16 protein-coding genes are annotated in these 19,019 nt (G+C 61.9%); 8 read left to right on the forward strand and 8 right to left on the reverse strand.

The genetic code is table 11. The annotated features are described in order from the left end of the window. Positions 1-143: 143 nt before the first annotated feature. Positions 144-1,112, forward strand: coding sequence for a nucleoside hydrolase (locus IU367_RS06795; RefSeq protein WP_274453789.1), 969 nt, complete (start codon positions 144-146; stop codon positions 1,110-1,112). A gap of 144 nt (positions 1,113-1,256) precedes the next feature. Continuing rightward, positions 1,257-1,592: a DUF3634 family protein gene (locus tag IU367_RS06800; RefSeq protein WP_172955300.1), complete on the forward strand. Its 336-nt coding sequence runs from the start codon at positions 1,257-1,259 to the stop codon at positions 1,590-1,592. Positions 1,593-1,668: 76 nt separating this feature from the next. Here IU367_RS06800 and IU367_RS06805 read toward each other — a convergent pair whose 3' ends face one another. Together IU367_RS06805 and IU367_RS06810 are read right to left on the reverse strand one after the other, a co-directional pair. Further along, on the reverse strand, positions 1,669-2,868 hold the full coding sequence (locus IU367_RS06805) for a c-type cytochrome (RefSeq protein ID WP_098983344.1): 1,200 nt from the start codon (positions 2,866-2,868) through the stop codon (positions 1,669-1,671). After that, a complete protein-coding gene (locus tag IU367_RS06810; RefSeq protein ID WP_274453791.1) occupies positions 2,865-4,790 on the reverse strand; it encodes an NAD(P)-binding protein in 1,926 nt (641 codons plus the stop codon). The genes IU367_RS06805 and IU367_RS06810 overlap by 4 nt, the downstream gene beginning before the upstream one ends. Before the next feature lie 611 nt (positions 4,791-5,401). On the opposite strand from IU367_RS06810, the gene cyoA reads away from it, so the two are divergent. The 6 genes from cyoA (at position 5,402) to IU367_RS06850 (ending at position 12,017) form a co-directional block, all read left to right on the forward strand. Next, on the forward strand, positions 5,402-6,427 hold the full coding sequence (cyoA, locus tag IU367_RS06815) for a cytochrome o ubiquinol oxidase subunit II (protein ID WP_084214134.1): 1,026 nt from the start codon (positions 5,402-5,404) through the stop codon (positions 6,425-6,427). 3 nt (positions 6,428-6,430) lie between these two features. Next, the gene (gene cyoB, locus IU367_RS06820) at positions 6,431-8,407 is read left to right on the forward strand and encodes a cytochrome o ubiquinol oxidase subunit I (protein ID WP_043134253.1); all 1,977 of its coding nucleotides are present in this window, start codon (positions 6,431-6,433) and stop codon (positions 8,405-8,407) included. A 4-nt stretch (positions 8,408-8,411) separates the two neighbouring features. Further along, positions 8,412-9,026: a cytochrome o ubiquinol oxidase subunit III gene (locus tag IU367_RS06825; protein WP_042871241.1), complete on the forward strand. Its 615-nt coding sequence runs from the start codon at positions 8,412-8,414 to the stop codon at positions 9,024-9,026. After that, positions 9,026-9,355 (forward strand): cytochrome o ubiquinol oxidase subunit IV, encoded by a 330-nt coding sequence (locus tag IU367_RS06830; RefSeq protein WP_025327639.1) that lies wholly within the window; start codon positions 9,026-9,028, stop codon positions 9,353-9,355. Before IU367_RS06825 ends, IU367_RS06830 begins: the two co-directional genes overlap by 1 nt. A 10-nt stretch (positions 9,356-9,365) precedes the next feature. Further along, on the forward strand, positions 9,366-10,259 hold the full coding sequence (gene cyoE, locus IU367_RS06835) for a heme o synthase (protein WP_042871245.1): 894 nt from the start codon (positions 9,366-9,368) through the stop codon (positions 10,257-10,259). A 396-nt stretch (positions 10,260-10,655) separates the two neighbouring features. Then, entirely contained in the window at positions 10,656-12,017 is a 1,362-nt protein-coding gene (locus tag IU367_RS06850; protein ID WP_274453792.1) for an MFS transporter, read from the forward strand. 58 nt (positions 12,018-12,075) lie between these two features. Here the strand turns inward: IU367_RS06850 and IU367_RS06855 are convergent, their stop codons facing one another. The 6 genes from IU367_RS06855 to IU367_RS06880 form a co-directional block, all read right to left on the reverse strand. After that, a complete protein-coding gene (locus tag IU367_RS06855) occupies positions 12,076-13,767 on the reverse strand; it encodes an alpha/beta hydrolase (RefSeq protein WP_274453793.1) in 1,692 nt (563 codons plus the stop codon). A 238-nt stretch (positions 13,768-14,005) separates the two neighbouring features. Further along, the gene (tauD, locus tag IU367_RS06860) at positions 14,006-14,857 is read right to left on the reverse strand and encodes a taurine dioxygenase (RefSeq protein ID WP_274453794.1); all 852 of its coding nucleotides are present in this window, start codon (positions 14,855-14,857) and stop codon (positions 14,006-14,008) included. Then, positions 14,854-15,681, reverse strand: a complete 828-nt coding sequence (gene tauC / locus IU367_RS06865; protein WP_274453795.1) for a taurine ABC transporter permease TauC — start codon at positions 15,679-15,681, stop codon at positions 14,854-14,856. The genes tauD and tauC overlap by 4 nt, the downstream gene beginning before the upstream one ends. Beyond that, positions 15,678-16,445, reverse strand: a complete 768-nt coding sequence (gene tauB, locus IU367_RS06870; protein ID WP_274453796.1) for a taurine ABC transporter ATP-binding subunit — start codon at positions 16,443-16,445, stop codon at positions 15,678-15,680. Before tauB ends, tauC begins: the two co-directional genes overlap by 4 nt. Before the next feature lie 27 nt (positions 16,446-16,472). Beyond that, positions 16,473-17,447 carry a taurine ABC transporter substrate-binding protein gene (gene tauA, locus IU367_RS06875; protein ID WP_274453797.1) on the reverse strand — a complete coding sequence of 325 codons (975 nt, stop codon included), beginning with the start codon at positions 17,445-17,447 and terminating at the stop codon, positions 16,473-16,475. A 317-nt stretch (positions 17,448-17,764) separates the two neighbouring features. Then, positions 17,765-18,868 (reverse strand): ElyC/SanA/YdcF family protein, encoded by a 1,104-nt coding sequence (locus tag IU367_RS06880; protein WP_274454353.1) that lies wholly within the window; start codon positions 18,866-18,868, stop codon positions 17,765-17,767. Between the last annotated feature and the right edge of the window lie 151 nt (positions 18,869-19,019).

Genomic DNA, 19,019 nt, shown 5'->3' on the forward strand with positions numbered 1-19,019 from the left:
TTGGCCCGTCTGCCACTTAGCCTGCTCAAAATGCCGCCACTCGACGGGGCCGGGTCGGGCGAAACCCTCAGGCTGTGATCCCTGCGCTGTTAAACGGGCGGGAGGTCGCTACACTGGCAACTCTCTTGCTGTCTGGAGGCCCCATGGCCCACAAAATCATTCTGGATACGGATCCCGGTATCGACGACGCCATGGCAATACTGTTTGCCGAGGCGCACCCCGCCATCGAGCTGCTCGCCATCACCACAGTGTTTGGCAATGCCACCATAGACAACGGTACCCGCAACGCGCTCTGGCTCAAGCAGAAATATGGCATGAAGGCGGATGTGGCCAAGGGAGCCGTGGCCCCGCTGCGCCGCGAGCCGGTGGGGCCGACCACGGTCGTGCACGGCCCGAGTGGACTGGGGGACGTGGAGGCGGGGGAAGTGACCATCACGGCGGATCCCAGACCCGCCTGGCAATATATCGTCGAGTCGGTAAAGGCCGCGCCTGGCGAGATCACCCTGGTCACCATAGGACCGCTCACCAACCTGGCGCTGGCACTGCAGGAGGCGCCGGAGATCACCACCCTGGTGAAGCAGGTGGTGGTGATGGGGGGCGCCTTTGGCGTCAACGGCCATCGCGGCAACGTGACCCCCTATGCCGAGGCCAACATTCACGACGATCCCGATGCCGCCGACCGGGTGTTTACCGCCGACTGGCCCGTGGTGATCATAGGGCTGGACGTGACCCAGCAGAGTTTCTTCAGCAGCGCCTATCTGGATGCGCTGCGCGATGATGCGGGTGAGCCGGGTCGCTTCCTGTGGGATGTGAGCCGCTTCTACCTGCGCTTCTACTCGGAGCGCATCGGTCTGGATGGCTGCCACGTGCACGATCCCTCCGCCATTGCCTACGTGATAGATCCGACCCTGTTCACCCTGCGGGAAGGACCGGTGCGGGTCATCAACGAGGGCCCGGCCATCGGCCATACCCTGCAAAAATTCGATGGCAAGTCCCATCCCCACGATGGCTGGGCCGACTATCGTGCCCAGCAGGTCGGGGTGGCGGTGCGGGATCAGGCGCTGCTGGCGCTCTATCGCGAGACGCTGGTGGCCTGGGGCAAGGATTGCTGAGTGGCGCTCAAATGACGCTGCGGCTGTGATCCCCGCCAAACAATCGGGGGCAATGGCGGCTTATACTGGCAGCCATGGCGCGACCGGGAGGGCACGAGATGGCCTGATCTGCGCGCGGATATCGAGTCGTTAGGAGGGAAATAGATGGCCTGGTTATCCTTGTTGGTGGCGATTGCCCTGATCTGGTGGTTGATGAAGCTGGGACGGGGCGCCCTGTTCGAGATCCGGCTTGCGCCGGGCAAGCTGGTGGTCAAGCGGGGCAAGGTGTCTCCCGCGTTCATTGAGCATGCCAAGCAGATACTGCGCCACGAGACGGTGCGGGGCCGCATTCTGGGTCAGCGTGACGAAGACGGCGTCAAGCTGGTCTTCTCCCGCTCCATCCCCGAGCCGGTGGCCCAGCGTTTTCGCAATGTCTTCCCCTATGCCGATTACCGCCAGCCGGCGGCGCCCCTGCCGGGCTCAAAACCGCGCAAGGGTTGACGCCGCGCTCGCACACGGCAAACGGGCCTCCACTGGAGGCCCGTTTTTTTTATGGCAGAGATGGTGCGGCGAAGGCTTATTCGTGCAGCGCGCGCTGGGCCTTGACGGTGGCCGGCTTGATGGCCACCCCTTCATTGCCCCAGGAGGCGCGCAATGTGTTGACCAGCCCGGCCACCTGTTCGTCGTTGAGGGTCCAGCCATAACCCGGCATGCGGTAGCCGATATGACCCTGGGTAATGGGGGTCTCGGCGCCGTACAGCAGCACATTGAGCAGGCTGCTCGGATCCTCGGCCAGCACTGTCTGGTTGCCCACCAGCGATGGAATCACTCCATCATTGCCCTGACCGTTGACGCCGTGGCAGGTGGAGCAGTACATGGCATAGTCCGCCTTGCCGCCCGCGTTGGCGTAGGCCCGGTTGCCCTGGGCTGGCGGCGTATGGTCTCCGATCTCGATAAGATAGGTGGCTATGCCGGCCAGATCCGCGTCGCTGAAGTACTGGCTGCTGTGAGTGATCACTTCCGCCATGGGGCCGGAGACGGCCTGATGCTGGCTGCGACCGGTTTTCAGCAGATCGATCAGCGCCTGCTTGTCGTAGCGGGTGCCGCGGATGTCGGGGGCATACCAGCCATCCAGGGTGGCGCCGCTCAGATAGAGGGGGTCTGCCTCGGTCAGGGCTTTTTCCTGCATGCCGAGTCCGCGCGGGGTATGGCAACTGCCGCAGTGACCGGCACCCTGCACCAGATAGGCACCGCGATTCCACTGCTCGCTCTTGCCCGCTACCGGGGTGAAGCGGCTGTCATCGTGATAGACCCAGTTCCAGCCCATGAGCGGCCAGCGCATGTTGAGCGGCCAGGGGATGTCGCTCTCCTTGTTGACCACCGCCAGCGGCTGCACCTCCTTCATCAGATGCTGGTAGAGATCCCCGAGATCTGTGTCGCTCATCTTGGCGTAGGCGGTGTAGGGCATGGCCGGATAGAGCCGATGACCATCCCGGGCCACCCCTTCGCGCATCACCTTGATGAACTCCGGCAGGCTGTAGTTGCCGATGCCGTGGCTCTTGTCGGGGGTGATGTTGGTGGAAAACACTGTGCCGATCGGGGTCGGGAAGCCCTTGCCGCCGGCCAGCGGCTGGCTGGTTTCGCTGGTGTGACAGGCGGCGCAATCCCCCAGCTTGGCCACGTATTCCCCCGCCGACATGGCAGGCGTTGCCTGTGCAGCCAGGGCGGGCAGGGCCAGCAGCAGGGCGCTGGCGGTCAGTGACAGGGCGCGGTTCATTGGGCACCTCCCTTCTGTATGGCGACCAGCTCGTTGACCGCGCGCCAGGCCTGATCGATGGCGGAGTGGGCGTAGGGGCTCCAGTCCGAGTCGGAGTTGGCTATGGTGATGTTGCCTATGGGCTGACGACCCAGCTCAATCCATTTTTCGCACTGCGCCTCGTCATCGAACAGGGTGTTGGTGATGTAGGAGTAGCCGTGGGACCAGCGGTTGACCGTGATGGCGAGGATATCCTGCTCATGGTTGAAACCGGCGCTGCCCAGCATCCCCTGCAGCTGCTCGCGGATCATCTGCTCGTGCTGCTCGAACGGCATGCCGAGGATCATGGCGCGCCCCTTGCGGGACTGCTCGCGGGACGAGAGGCCGCTGCCCGGCAGGGTCGGCACATAGACCATGTGCAGGCACATGGGCTGATCCGGGCTCTTGGGATGCTCGTAGCCGCCGAGGTTGACCGGATAGTCCAGCTTGACCCGGCTGTAGGGGGCCGCCGGTGAATAGACCTCGTGCACACCCAGCTTGACGAAGGCGTGCCAGTTCTTGATCACCACCTTGGTGTAGACCAGCGGCGCCTTGGCATTCTGGCGCAGCGCCTCCTTCTGGGGCTCCGGCAGCTCGGGCACCATGTAGGGGATCATCATGTTGTAACCGGCCATGACGGACTGTTTGGCCCGCACCCTATGCAGTTTCCCCTCCTTGATGTAGGTGACATCCACCGCCGATTTGCCATCGGCAAGGCGGACGTTTTTGGCCTGCAGCGCCGTGCTGCCAAGGCGCAGTTGCACCTTGTGCTCCGGCAGGTCGAGCTTGCCGTAGTCAAACTTGGCCAGCACTACGTCCTGCATGGTGTGGCCGGGGGCCACCTGCGGAATGAGCTTGCGCACCATCAAGCGGGTCAGCCCGGCGTTGCCGTCCGGGAAGTGGAAGATGTAAGGATCGTCCAGCTCCGCCTGCTCCTCGGCATCGAGGGGAGTGAGATCCAGCCCGTCGAAGCCCGGCAGGGCACAGAGGCGCGCATCGGCGCAGGCGGTGGCGTCTATGCCGACCGCCTGGAAGTCGTTGGTGCGCTGCTGGAAGTAAGTGATCGCCCGCTCGCTGAGCCCCACCTTGTCGCGCAGAAAGCTGGTGTAGCTGTTGCGGGTCATCCAGAGGTCTTTCTCCTCCCGGCTCATGCCGCTCAGGTAGTCGATCTTCTCTTCGTGCAGGGCCAGCAGGGCTGCACGGTCGCTCTCATCGAGCGGGAAGTCACCGATGAACTGTGCCAGCGGGCGGCCGTTCAAGCGATCGCGGGGGATGTCGTCGGCCACGTTGTGGCCCGGATCGCCGCTCACTACCTTGTTGACGCCAAAGTGCTGCTCGTCGAAATAGACGCCGCGGCTGAGCCCCAGATCCGGGTAGAAGGTCTGCTGGAAGCCCTTGGCCAGCTCGTCGATGTTGACTTCGAGCGCCTTGAGCAGCCCGAGCGCAATGGGGCTGTAGACGGAGCGCGGCGATTGCAGGGATTCGCTGCCGCCGTAGCCCAGCCGCAGGCCATCGGGGGTGGTGAACTCGTTGCGTTTGGCGTGGCCGCCAAAATCGTCGTGGTTGTCGAGCAGCAGGATCTTTTTGTCCGCGCCGAGCAACTGCTGATAGAAGCAGGCGGCGGCCAGGCCGCTGATGCCGGCGCCGACGATCACCAGATCGTACTCCCCCTCGAGGGGGACATTGGCGAAGTCATACTGCTTGCCGTCGCGGGCTATGCTGTGGGCCGGCTCGAAGGAGCCCGGATGGTTGCCGCGCAGGCCGGTGAGGGCGGGCGGATAGGCCAGCGTCTTGTCGGCCAGCGCGTTGCCGCCTTGCGCCGCTTGCAGCAGATTGATGGGGGCGACACCGGCCGCAATCGCTATGGCTACGCCGTTGAGAAAGTCTCTGCGTGTGATACTCATGGCAATCCCTGTTGTATGAAGAGTCAAATGGGAAATGGGATAAGGTTGAATTCGTGACTGGCTTGGTAACGAAGGGGCGCAACCTAACGCCATATCCGGATGGAGTCCATGGCTTTGATAATAACTTATTAAACAAAATGATGAGTCCTGTGATGGGTTCGGCTCTTGGAAATGCATGCAATATGCATCTTTGCGGACTATGGCCCCATCAAATTCATGGAATTAATTAGAGTTTAATTTGATTAATTATGGTCCGGATTGAGTTCCACTCAATGATCTGTCTGTTCGGCGGCGGCGCCGAAAATAGCGTCGATATTTTATACAAATAGCGACGAACGGGGCGATTTAACCCTGCCAAACATAGGGTGAAGCAGCTATCTGTCTATTCAATCAACAACAATCGGATGAAATAAAGTCTGTTAATGATGAATTTGTGATTTGTGGGGTTTGATAAATGCCTTGCCGTCAAGGCATTAACATGCTTCACAGGGAAATCCCAAACCGCACACAAGTTCGGGATTAATTTTTCATGTTGTTCACATCCCCCCCCGATGCAATAGAATGATGCGTTTTTATTACAACTTTACGCCTTGCGAAGATGAGGAAACGGCATGAGACCTGATGTAAAAAGGGGCTTGGGCGCCTTGCTGTTGCTCGCGACAACCGGCTTGCTCAGTGGTTGCGACATGGCTCTAATGAGCCCCAAAGGGCAGATTGGTCTGGAACAGAAATCACTGATATTAACGGCCATCGGGCTGATGTTAATTGTAGTGATCCCTGTGATTATTATGGCAGTGGTATTCTCTCGTAAATACAGAGCATCCAATACCAATGCCAAATACACCCCGGATTGGTCTCACTCCAACAAGATTGAAGCGGTCGTCTGGACCGTACCCGTCATTATTGTTGCCATCCTGGCGGTCATTACCTGGAAAACATCCCACTCGCTGGATCCTTATAAACCGCTGGAATCGGACGTCAAACCGATCCAGGTCGATGTTATTTCCCTCGACTGGAAGTGGTTGTTTGTCTATCCGGAATTGGGTATCGCCTCGGTCAATGAACTGGCCTTCCCGGTCAATACCCCGGTCAATTTCCGGGTGACCTCCGACACCGTGATGAACTCCTTCTTCATTCCCCAACTGGGCGGTCAGATCTACGCCATGGCGGGCATGCAGACCAAGTTGCATCTCATCGCCAACGAGGCGGGCCAGTACAAGGGGATCTCCGGCAGTTACAGCGGCGCCGGTTTCTCCGGCATGAAGTTCCAGGCCATCGCCACGCGGGATCAGGCCGACTTCGATGCCTGGGTCGCCAAGGTGAAACAGTCACCCAAGATGCTCGCCACCATGGCCGAGTTCGAGGCCCTGGCCAAGCAGAGCCAGAACAATCCGGTGGAGTATTTCGCCAGTGCCGACCCGGCTCTGTTCGTCAACGTGATCAACAAGTTCATGGGTGACATGAAACCGGGTGAGCACCAGGGCATGGCCCACGAAGGTGCCATGCAGCATGGCGACACCCTGGATCATCAAGCAATGGACCATGACGAGATGACCCATGATGCACAGATGGATCATGCCGGGCATATGGCCATGCCGATGGATGACAAGAGTGTGAAAGCAGGATCCGAGGAATAATTGATGTTTGGAAAATTAACGCTCGACGCTGTCCCGTACCATGAACCCATTATCATGGTCACGATAGCCGCAATCTTATTGGGCGGGCTGGCCATCGCCGGGCTGATCACCTATTTCGGCAAGTGGCAGTATCTGTGGCAAGAGTGGTTCACCTCTGTGGATCACAAGCGTCTCGGTATCATGTATCTCATCCTGGGGATGGTCATGCTGCTGCGCGGCTTTGCCGATGCGGTCATGATGCGTACCCAGCAGGTGATGGCCTCGGCCGGTGGCGAAGGCATATTGCCGCCCCACCACTACGACCAGATCTTCACCGCCCACGGCGTCATCATGATCTTCTTCGTGGCCATGCCACTGGTGATCGGCCTGATGAACATAGTGGTGCCGCTGCAGATCGGTGCCCGTGACGTGGCTTTCCCCTTCCTCAACAACCTGAGCTTCTGGTTTACCGCCGCCGCTGTGGTGCTGATCAACGTCTCCCTCGGGGTCGGTGAATTTGCCCAGACCGGCTGGCTGGCCTATCCGCCCTTGTCGGGCAAGGAGTTCAGTCCCGGGGTCGGGGTCGATTACTGGATCTGGAGCCTGCAGATTTCAGGATTGGGCACCCTGCTGACCGGCGTCAACTTCTTTGCCACCATCATCCGGATGCGTGCCCCCGGCATGACCATGATGCGGCTGCCGGTGTTCACCTGGACCGCGCTGTGCGCCAACATACTGATCATCGCCTCCTTCCCGATCCTGACCGTCACCATAGCCCTGCTCACCGCAGACCGTTACCTGGGTACCCATTTCTTTACCAATGACATGGGTGGCAACATGATGATGTACATCAACCTGATCTGGGCCTGGGGTCACCCCGAGGTCTATATCCTGGTGCTGCCGGTGTTCGGGATCTTCTCCGAAGTGGTGGCGACCTTCTGCAAGAAGAAGCTGTTCGGCTACACCTCCCTGGTGTGGGCGACCATCGCCATTACCGTGCTCTCCTTCGTGGTCTGGCTGCACCACTTCTTCACCATGGGATCGGGTGCCAACGTGAATGCCTTCTTCGGCATCACCACCATGATCATCTCGATCCCGACCGGGGTGAAGATCTTCAACTGGCTGTTCACCATGTACCGCGGTCGCATCGAGTTCACCTCGCCCATGCTGTGGACCGTCGGCTTCATCATCACCTTCACCGTGGGTGGCATGACGGGGGTACTGCTCTCCGTGCCGGCCGCCAACTTCGTGCTGCACAACAGCCTGTTCCTGATCGCCCACTTCCACAACGTCATCATCGGCGGCGTGGTGTTCGGTTGCTTCGCCGGTATCACCTACTGGTTCCCCAAAGCGTTCGGCTTCAAGCTGGATGAGGTCTGGGGCAAGCGTGCCTTCTGGTTCTGGATCACCGGTTTCTTCGTGGCCTTCATGCCGCTCTACGTGCTGGGCTTCATGGGCATGACCCGTCGGGTCAGCCAGAACATAGATCCCGAGTTCCACGGCTGGCTGGTAGTCGCTGCCTGCGGTGCCGGCCTGATCGCCATCGGCGTCCTGTGCCAGGTTATCCAGGTGGTGGTCAGTATTCGTGACCGCGAGAAGAACCGCGATCTGACTGGCGATCCTTGGGGTGGCCGTACCCTGGAGTGGTCGACCTCTTCACCGCCGCCCTTCTACAACTTCGCCATCGAGCCGAAGATCACAGGTCTGGATGCCTTCTGGGAAGCCAAGCAAGACGGTTCTGCCTTCCTGCGCCCGGCCCAGTACGCTCCCATCCACATGCCGAAAAACTCGGGTGCCGGTGTCATCATCGCCGCCTTCAGCGTGGTGTTCGGCTTTGCCATGATCTGGCACATCTGGTGGATGGCCATCGCCGGCTTCGTCGGCATGATAGCCACCTGGATCGTCCACAGCTTCAATGAGGACGTGGATTACTACGTGCAGGTTGACGAAATCGAGCGCATCGAAGGTCAGCATTTCGACAATATCAACAAGGTGGCTTAATTCCATGGCGACTGACGTTCTACATCACACTCACGGCGCCCATGACGATCATGGGCACCATGATGCCGGTGCCACCAAGGTGTTCGGTTTCTGGATCTACCTGATGAGTGACTGCATCCTGTTTGCGACCCTGTTCGCAACCTATGCAGTCCTGGTCAACGGCACCGCCGGCGGCCCGAGCGGCAAGGACATCTTCGAACTGCCGTTCGTGTTCGCCGAAACCATGCTGCTGCTGCTGAGCTCCATCACCTTCGGCTTCGGCATGCTGGCCATGAACAAGAACAAGGTTTCCGCGGTCAATACCTGGCTGCTGGTCACCTTCCTGCTTGGCGCTGGCTTCATCGCCATGGAGATCTACGAGTTCCACCACCTGATCGCCGAGGGCTTCGGCCCGCAGCGCAGCGGTTTCCTCTCCGCCTTCTTCACCCTGGTCGGTACCCACGGGATCCACGTGACCAGTGGCTTGGTCTGGATCATCGTGATGATGGTACTGATCAGCAAGAAGGGGCTGACCGAGCGCAACCGTACTCGCCTGATGTGCCTGAGCCTGTTCTGGCACTTCCTGGACGTGGTGTGGATCTGCGTCTTCACCGTGGTCTATCTGATGGGGGTCATGTAATGAGTCATTCCGTTGACAATCACGGCGCGAGCCACGGCAGCGTCAAGTCCTATATGACCGGCTTCGTGCTGTCACTCATCCTGACCGCGATCCCCTTCTGGATGGTGATGGATGGCTCTGCCTCCCACGCCATGGTGCTGGGCACAGTGGTGGCCATGGCGGTGGTACAGATCTTCGTGCATCTGATCTACTTCCTGCACATGAACACCTCGTCAGAGGAGCGCTGGAACCTGGTGGCACTGGTGTTTACCGTGCTCATCATCGCCATCGTGGTCGTGGGTTCCCTGTGGATCATGTACAACCTCAACATCAACATGATGGTTCACTGAGCGGCTTGATGTGATGATGAAGCAATACCTGCAAGTGACCAAGCCGGGCATCATCTTCGGTAACCTCATCTCGGTTATCGGGGGATTCCTGCTGGCCTCCAAGGGGAGCCTGGACGTGCCCCTGTTCATCCTGACCATGGTGGGTGTCTCCCTGGTGGTGGCCTCCGGTTGTGTGTTCAACAACTACATCGACCGGGACATCGACTGCATCATGGAGCGCACCAAGAACCGCGCCCTGGTGAAGGGGCTGATCGCCCCCGGTGTGTCGCTCTGGTATGCGAGCGCGCTGGGCGTTGCGGGCATTGCACTGCTCTACTTTGCGGCCAATCCGTTGGCCGCCTTGCTGGCAGTGCTGGGCTTCCTGGTCTATGTGGGGGTCTACAGCCTCTACATGAAGCGTCACTCCGTCTATGGCACCCTGGTCGGCAGCCTCTCCGGCGCCGCGCCACCCGTCATCGGCTACTGCGCCGTGAGCGGTCAGTTCGACTCGGGCGCCTTGATCCTGCTGGCGATCTTCAGCCTGTGGCAGATGCCGCACTCCTATGCGATCGCCATCTTCCGCTTCAAGGATTACCAGGCCGCCAACATACCCGTGCTGCCGGTGGTGAAGGGGATTGTCGTGGCCAAACACCACATCACCCTCTACATCCTGGCCTTCATGGTGCCGACCCTGATGCTGTTCCTCGGCGGTTACGCCGGCTACAAGTATCTGATCGTGGCCACTGCGGTCAGCGTCTGGTGGCTGGGCATGGCGCTGTCGGGTTACAAGCAGGCGGTCGATGACTCCCTCTGGGCCCGCAAGCTGTTCATGTTCTCCATCGTCACCATTACCTGTCTGAGCGTGATGATGTCGGTGGACTTCCAGCCGGACGCGGCGCCTGTATTGGTGAGCATGCTGCCGTGATCCTGACGCGGACATGTTCTCCCTCGTCGTCATCATCTTCACTTGCCTGAGCGTGATGATGTCGGTGGACTTCCAGCCGGATGCGGCGCCGGTATTGGTGAGCATGTTGCCGTGATCCTGACGCGGACATGTTCTCCATCGTCGTCATCATCTTCACCTGCCTGCGCGTGATGATGTCGGTGGACTTCCAGCCGGATGCAGCACCTGTGCTGGTGAGCATGCTGCCCTGATAGTGTGAACTGCACCCCTAAATGCATGAAATCCAGAGCCGGGAACCTTCCCGGCTCTGTTATTATGGGGCCGCCCTGCGGGGCACTTTTCCCGTTGTTCGGGTGTGGCGCGCCTTGTGTCATCCACCCCTTGCGTCTCCCTTCTCTTTGACCTATCGAGGCCATCATGAATGATTTCACCATGACGAGGGGCGAGCGCCGCGCGACCTGGGCGCTCGGCTCCGTCTTCTCCCTGCGCATGCTCGGCATGTTTATGGTGCTGCCGGTGCTGACCACCTATGGCATGTCGCTGGCGGGCGCCTCCGAAGCCCTGATCGGTCTTGCCATCGGCATCTATGGCATGACCCAGGCGCTGTTCCAGATCCCGTTCGGCCTGCTCTCCGATCGCATCGGCAGAAAGCCCTTGATCGTCGGCGGCCTGCTGATGTTTGCGCTGGGCAGCGTGATCGCGGCGCTGACCCACTCCATCTGGGGCGTCATCCTCGGCCGCGCCCTGCAGGGCAGCGGCGCCATCTCGGCCGCCGTCATGGCGCTGCTCTCGGATCTCACCCGCGAGCAGAACCGCACCAAGGCGATGGCCTTCATCGGGGTGAGCTTTGGCATCACCTTCGCCATCGCCATGGTGACGGGCCCCCTCATCACCCACGCGCTGGGGCTGTCCGGTCTGTTCTGGCTCATCGCCCTGCTGGCGCTGGGGGGCATAGCCATCACCCTCTGGCTGGTGCCGACCCCGACCGGTCACCTGCTCAATCGCGAGTCCAGCATGGTCAGGGGTGGGATGCGTACCGTGCTCACCAACCCGCGCCTGCTCAAACTCAACCTCGGCATCCTCTGCGTGCACACCCTGCTGATGTCGAGCTTCGTGGCGCTGCCGCCGCTGCTGGAGCAGGCCGGTCTGCCCCGTGACAGCCAGTGGCAGGCCTATCTGGTCACCATGCTGGTCGCCTTTGTCAGCGTGGTGCCCTTCATCATCTATGCCGAAAAACGCCGCCAGATGAAGCGGGTATTCCAGGCTTGCGTGCTGGTGATGCTCATCGCCGAAGTGGTGCTGTGGCAGGCCGGCCTGCAGCTGTGGGGCCTGCTTGCCGGGCTGCAGCTCTTCTTCATCGGTTTCAACGTGATGGAGGCGCTGTTGCCGTCGCTCATCAGCAAGGAGTCGCCACCGGGTTACAAGGGCACCGCCATGGGGGTCTACTCCACCAGCCAGTTCATCGGGGTGGCCATAGGCGGCAGCCTGGGTGGTTTGCTCTACAGCCTGGGCGGCGGCGTGCTGGTGTTTGGCAGTTGCGCCCTGCTGGCCCTGGCCTGGCTGGGGGTCAGCCTCACCATGCAGGAGCCGCCCTATGTGAGCAGCCTGCGCATAGTGCTGCCGGCAGGGGTCGAGGCGAGCCCGGCGCTGGAGCAGAAGATCCGTGCCTGTGACGGGGTGAGCGATGTGCTGCTGGCGCCAGCCGAGCATTCGCTCTATGTGAAGGTGGACAGCAAGCGCCTCACGCGCAGCGATCTGGAGCGGCTGGTCGCCGTCTGACGGCGTCTGCCAGCATGCAAAAGCCCGCCAATTCGGCGGGCTTTTTGTTGGGTTTGGTTCAGTCGGCCAGGCAGGGCTGCTCGGCGGGCAGGCTCGCGGCATCGCCCAGCAGCAGGGTGCTGAGGGCGTCTCTGGCGCACTGTGAGGAGTGCAGCTGGCCATGCCGGTTGCTCTGCTCCACCCGCACCAGGCGGGCGGCGCTGCCAAAGGCGGCCTGCATCTGGCGGGCACCGGCAAAGGGGGTATTGGGATCGTACTCGGCGCCGAGCACCAGGGCCCTGGCATCATCCGGGAGCTTTATCTCGCCGGCGCCGTAGGTGGTGATGGGCTGGCGCGGGTAAGGCCAGTCGGCGCAGGTGTTGAAGCTTTTGGCCAGCAGCAGGGCGCCGGCCCCCTGGAAGGCGGCATCTTCCGGGTCCAGCGCCTGCCAGCCATAGGGCTCGCTGTTGTCGGTGCAGTGGATGGCGCTGAAGAAGGGCATTTCCAGCAGATCCTGGTAGGGGGTCTCGTCGGCCTGCTCCTTGACAAGGCGGGTCAGCAGGGGGCCGGCATCATCCTGCTGCCAGAAGGCGAGCTGATCATAGTGCAGGCTGCCGCTGATGGCATCGCTCATCACAGCTTCCCAGTGGGGGCGGTCGAGCACATTGCCCATGTTGTCCACATAGCGGCCGCTGTCGCGCACCTGGCGGGTCACCGCCATGCTGCGCTGCAGCGCCTCGGCCCCGAAGCGCCAGGCAAGGATGCGATTGGCATTCTCGGCATCGCCGCGGAAGATGGCCGGGTAGCGGCTCTCGGCAGGGGACATCGGCGAGTCGACCACCAGGTTGGCCACGTGGCTCGGGTAGCGGGCGGCATAGAGGGCGGCGAGGCGGGTGCCGTAGGAGAAGGTGATGGGGGTGATGCGGTCGCGCCCCAGATGCTGGCGCAGTCGCTCCATGTCCTCGACCACGGCCCGCGAGCCCAGGTGCGGCGCATGCAGCTTCAACGGCTCGTCGCAGCGCTCCCGCAGCGCAGTGCCGAAGGCCTTGCCCTGATCGTCACCGCTCTCGAGTGCCGGCAGGGCGCCCTTGTCCCGGCTGGCAAAGATCTGGGCGAGCTGCGCCGGGGTCATGTCCGGCCGGATGCCGCTCTTGTCCGTCAGCAGGCAGCTGCGCAGTTCATGCCCGAGCGCGCTGTAACCGGCCCCGCGGGGATCCAGGGTGACTATGTCGTAGTGCGCCAGGATGGCGGGGTTGGCACTGCGCAGCATGTCGAGCAGGATACCCAGATCCGGGGTGGCCGAGGTGGGGCCGCCCGGGTTGTAGAAGAGGGTGCCGCGATAGTCGCCGGTGGCGCGATAGTGCACATAGAAGAGGTCTATGGTGTCCCCCTTGACCGTGCGGGTTTCCTGCTTGATCTCGCCCCGGATGGGGTTGCCTGACCAGGACGGAGTCGAGAAGCGGCTTGTGTTGCCAGAGAGGAAAGTGGCAGCCGGGGCGGGGGCAGGGCGTTTCTCCCATTTGGTCTCCTTGATCTGGACCCACTCCTTGTCGTAATCGAGCGGCACCGTCAGGTAGTGGCAACTGACCTGGCTGGCGGGCACGGCGACGCCATCCTCCTGCCACCCCTGCCGCAATTGGCGGCAGATGTTGCCCATGTCATAAGCGGCGGTGATATGCCGCGCCTTGAAGGGAGCCTCCTCTTTCTTTTCCAGATCGCAGCCCGCCAGAAGAGCCGGCGCCAGCAAAGATATCATCAGCGTGTATTTCATTTTTTTGTTTCCATCATATTGCCTGAACCCGGGCATGTTACGTGATGGACTCAAAAAAATAGCAGCGGGCAATTGTATGGAAATATTTCAATGTATGTCGGTGAAAATAATTTGGCGTCATTAACTGGGTTGTTTGAAAATAATGGCCCGCATAGCGCCCCGTTATTTTTATCGGGATCAGTAAGTGTCGCTAAACAGGCCATGTGGCATGAAGGGAGTGTCGGTTATACCCGCGTGCTCACCAGGCCCGCCAGAAGGGTTTGTCTCCCAGTATGGTGGCCCTGTGCATCACCCGCCGGGCCGGCAGATAGTCGGCGTTGGCATAGTGCTGGGTGACCCGGTTGTCCCAGATGGCGATGTCGTTCTCCTGCCAGCGCCAGCGCACCTGATACTCGGGTTTGGTTATGTGGGCGAACAGGAAGGCAAGCAGCGCCTCGCTCTCCCGCGCAGGCAGATCGGGCAGGCGGGTGGTGAAGCCTTCGTTGACGAACAGCGCCTGCCGGCCGCTCAGGGGATGGGTACGGATCACAGGGTGGCGCAGGGGTGGGTGGCGGGCCGCCGCCTCCTGCCAGCGTCCATATTCCGCCGGGCTGCCGTTGTGGCGATGGGCCGGGAACGACTTGCTGAAGTCGTGCTCGGCTTCCAGTCCCGCCAGCAGCTGTTGCAGCCTGGGGGAGAGCCCCTCGAAGGCGGCGATGCCGCTGGCCCACAGGGTGTCCCCGCCGACCGGCGGCAACTGCTTGGCGGCCAGGATGGCCAGCGCCGGTGGCGTCTCTATGAAGGTCACATCGGTATGCCAGTTGTCATTGTCCGGCGGATTCTCGTGGTGGGTGTCGAGCACTATGATCTCCTCGGCCTCCGGCGCATGGGGATAGACGGGGTGAATGTGCAGATCGCCGAAGCGGTTGGCCAGCGCCCGCTGCTGGCGGGGGTTGATGGGCTGATCCCGAAAGAACAGCACCTGATGGGTCAGCAGGGCCTGATGGAGCTGCTCGAAGTGGATCTCGTTCAAGGATCCGGCCAGACGGATGCCGCTGACTTCGGCGCCGATATGGGGGCCAAGGGGGGTGATATGCAGGGAATTGCTCATAGTCCTTCTCCATGCCACGGCGTCAGGCGACGCTGCAGCGCACGTAAACCAAGTTCCAGAATGAAGGCGATCAGGGCGATCACCAGAATGCCCGCCAGCACCACGTCGGTGGCGAGAAACTCGCCGGCGGATTGCACCATGAAGCCCACGCCGCGGGTGGCGGCGATGAGCTCGGCCGCCACCAGGGTGGACCAGCCGACTCCGAGCCCGATGCGCAGCCCGGTCAAGATTTCCGGCAGGGCGCCGGGCAGGATGACGTGCCACAACACCTGCCAGCGGGTGGCGCCCAGTGCCCGGGCGGCCCGCAGCCGCACCTGCTGGGCGCTCTGTACCCCCGCCAGGGTTGCCATGGCGACCGGCGCGAAGATGGCGAGATAGATGAGCAGTACCTTGGAGGTCTCGCCTATGCCAAACCAGATCACCATGAGAGGCAGATAGGCAAGGGGCGGCACCGGCCGGTAGAGTTCGATCAGCGGATCCAGCATGCCGCGCACCGTGGGGCTCAGCCCCATGGCAATCCCCACAGTCACCCCGCACAGGGCCGCCGCCGTCAGCGCGATCAGGATGCGTTGCAAGCTGGCCGCGAGGTGTTGCCACAGGGTGGCATCCATGAAGCCCTGCGGTCCGGCTATGGTGATGAACTGGTGCAGCACCTGCTCGGGGGGCGGCAAAAACAGCGGGCTTATCCAGCCAAGACGGGCCACCAGCCACCAGAGGGCCAGCAGGGCGGTCAGGCTAAGCAGGCTCAAGCCAAGCCTGCGTGGCAGGGGCCAGCGCAGGCGCACGTTGGCGGGGACTGCCGAGGAGGAGAGGGCGGCCGTCATGCAAACACCTCCCGCTCGGCGAAGACCCGGTCGAGCACGTATTCGCGCCGCTCGATGAAGGCCGGATCCGACTTGATGCTGCGGCACGACTCACCGGCGGCGAAGCGGCGGCCAAAATCCAGGGTCAGCCGCTCTGTGATCCGGCCCGGGGCGGGGGAGAGCAGTACCAGCTCGGTGGCCATGAATACCGCTTCCTCTATGTCGTGGGTGATGAGCAGCACCTGGCGACGCTGCTCGTGCCACAGGCGCAGCAGCAGTGTCTGCATCTGCTCGCGAGTGAAGGCATCGAGGGCGCCGAAGGGTTCGTCGAGCAGCAGCAGTTGCGGCTGGGTGGCAAGGGCGCGGGCTATGCCGACCCGCTGGCGCTGGCCGCCGGAGAGCTGCCAGATGGGCTTGGCGTGGGCCTCCTCCAGCCCTACCTTGCGCAGCATGGCCCGCGCCCTGGCCTCGCGCTCGGGGCGGGGCAGGCCGGCCAGCTGCAGCCCGAAGGCCACGTTGTCCAGCACGTTGCGCCAGGGCAGCAGCCCCTCGTGCTGGAACACCACACCCCGCTCGGCGCCGGGGCCGGTCACCGGCCTGCCCTGCAGGCTGATCTGGCCCTGATGATGGGTGAGAAAGCCCGCGATCAGGTTGAGCAGGGTGGTCTTGCCACAGCCGGAAGGGCCGAGCACCACCATCAGCTCCCCCGCGTCCAGCGTCAGGTTGATGTTGTCGAGCACCCGTCTGCCGTCGTAGTCGGCGCAAAGGTGAGTGAGTTGCAGCATGGCGGCCTCCTGGTCATTTGGGGTCGTTCAGCGGGCCTGGGTCTTGACGAAACGGTCGGTCACGTACTGGCTGTAATCGCTGCCGGCGGTCTGCACCTTGCCTTGCTCCTTGAGGAAGCGGGCCGTGTCCACTATGGTCCGGTTCACCAGCGCGGTTAGCTCGTCGCTCTGCTGGCGGGCAGTCAGATAGGTGTTGCCTTTGACCAGCCCGGGCACCTCTGCTGCGGGGACGCCGCTCAGCTTTGCCAGCTTGGCGAGGTTGTCCGGCTGGGCCAGCCAGCCTGCCGGGTCTTCCAGATAGCCGCGCTGGGCCGCCAGGGTGCTGTTGACGAAGGCCTGCACCACCTCGGGGTGAGCCTTGGCGAACTCCTTGCGGACTACCCATACATCGAGCGTGGGGGCGCCCCATTCACCCACCTGGGCCGAGTCGGTCAGTACCTTGCCCTCCCTGGTCAGTTCATTGAGGGCCGGTGCCCAGACGTAGGCGCCATCTATGTCACCCCGTTGCCAGGCGGCTATGATGGCCGGTGGCTGCAGATTCACTATCTGCAGGCTGGCCGGATCCACGCCCCAGTGTCTGAGGGCGGCCAGCAGGCTGTAGTGGGTGGTGGAGGTAAAGGGCACGGCGATGCGTTTGCCGGCCAGTGCCTGGGGGGAGGAGAGATCCGGTTTCACCACCAGCGCCTCCGAGTTGCCGAGCCTGGAGGCGAGCAGGAACACCTCTATGGGCACCTGCTGGCTGGCGGCCACCGCCAGCGGGCTGGAGCCTATGTTGCCTATCTGCACGTCGCCGGAGGCGAGCGCCCGCACCACGCTGGCGCCACTGTCAAACTTGAGCCACTTCACCTCGGCGCCGCTGTCGCGGGCAAAGGTGTTGTCGGCCTGGGCCACCTTGGCCGGCTCGGCGGAGGTCTGATAGGCCACAGTCACCTCGACGGCGTTGGCCTGCAAACTGATGATGGCGAGGGCCGCCAGCCAGAGGGAATATCCTTTTCCTGTCATGGTACTGCTCCGTATCGGGGTAATGGAGCCGCAGTATTTCCATTTATTCGGGCGACAATGAAAGAATAAAAATATATGGGTGATGAGTTATGGTTCTTAGAAAAAGACCGGTAACGCAATGCGGTTATTTATATATCTCAATATGAGGGATTGATATCCGCCGCTTGGCAATAGCAGGCTGGTATTGTCAGCATCCAATACAGGTTTATGGCTATGCTTGCCCGGTTTATGAATATTGAAGGAGTCATATTGCTGGCAATAATAAAGACCCGCCATATTGGCGGGTCTGATGTTCGGTGAAGGCTCTGGTGCGCTAATCAGCGCTCGATCAGCGGGGCCGAGCGGTAGCTCCACAGCCCATAGGTGCGCAGCGCATCGCGGTAGATACCGAGCAACTCGCTGTCGCTCACCTTGGCCAGGGTCGAGAGCGACTTGTCCGGGTAGCTGACGCTGTCTATCTGGATCCCGGCCGGGCCGCTCTGCCAGCAGGCGATCTCCAGCAATGTCTGGCCCCGGCGCACATGGCTGGCGGAGCTCACCAGGGTGGCGTACTGGATCTGGTGGCGGGCGAGGGCGTAGCCGCTGTAGAGGGCGTTCTCCACCGTACTGGTGGCGTAGTTCTCCTCTATGATGCGCGAGCGATCTATGCCCTTCTTCACCAGCCAGTCCGCCATCAGCTTGCCCTCGGTCTGGCGGTTCTGGGGCACGCCGCCGGTCAGTATGATGAGCGCCGCCGGGTTGGCCTGGGCCAGGGAGCGGGTGGTTTCCAGCCGGCCCAGCAGTATGTCGTGCATGCTGCCATCGGGGTTGAGGGCATAGCCCAGGGTGACGATGGCCCGGTTGCCCGGCTTGGGTGAACGCTCCCCCTGTTCTTTCAGCGGGGTGGCGTTGACGCGGGCCACCGTATCCAGGATGCGCTGCAGATCGGCGGCGCGGCCGGGATTGAGGGTCGCCAGCTTGCTCTGGTATGCCTGGGCGGCGCCGGGGTTTTGCTTGAAGGTCTGCCAGGTGGCCAGGTAGGTGAGCAGATCTATGTCGTCCGGCGCCGTGCTGAGCGCCTGCTCGAACAGGCCTATGGCCTTGTCCACGTTGCCGTTGTAAATCTGGGCGTTGGCCGCCGAGATCAGCAGGTCGGTGCGATAGGGTTCGAGCTGATAGGCCTGCAGCAGCAGCTCTGTGACCTGCTCCATGTTGCTCGGCATCTTGGCGGTGAAGCCGGCGGTGGAGATGCGGGCCGGCGACTTGAAGATCTGCCAGGCATCTGCCAGCAGCTGATCCACCACCTGGCGCTTGCTGATGTACTGGTCGTAGTTTTGCTCCTTTTGCAGGGAGCGCACCGGAGCAGCCCAGGCATTGGTGGAGACAAACACTGGCAGCGCCAACAGGCTGGCCAGGGTCAGGGCAATCGCGGTTTTCTTCATCATGGCGTTCCACTTGGGGTTAAGGGCGTTATGCCATTGCATGACCCGTAGGGGCTTTTCCAATAAAAACATAAACTTGGTGATTGCCTACTCTACTCCTTTTCAGATGAAAAAAACGTGAACCGATTCGGTTATCCGGGGATGGGGTCTG

Origin of the sequence: Aeromonas bestiarum, assembly GCF_028751155.1 — a bacterium.
Classification (GTDB): Bacteria; Pseudomonadota; Gammaproteobacteria; order Enterobacterales; family Aeromonadaceae; genus Aeromonas; species Aeromonas bestiarum.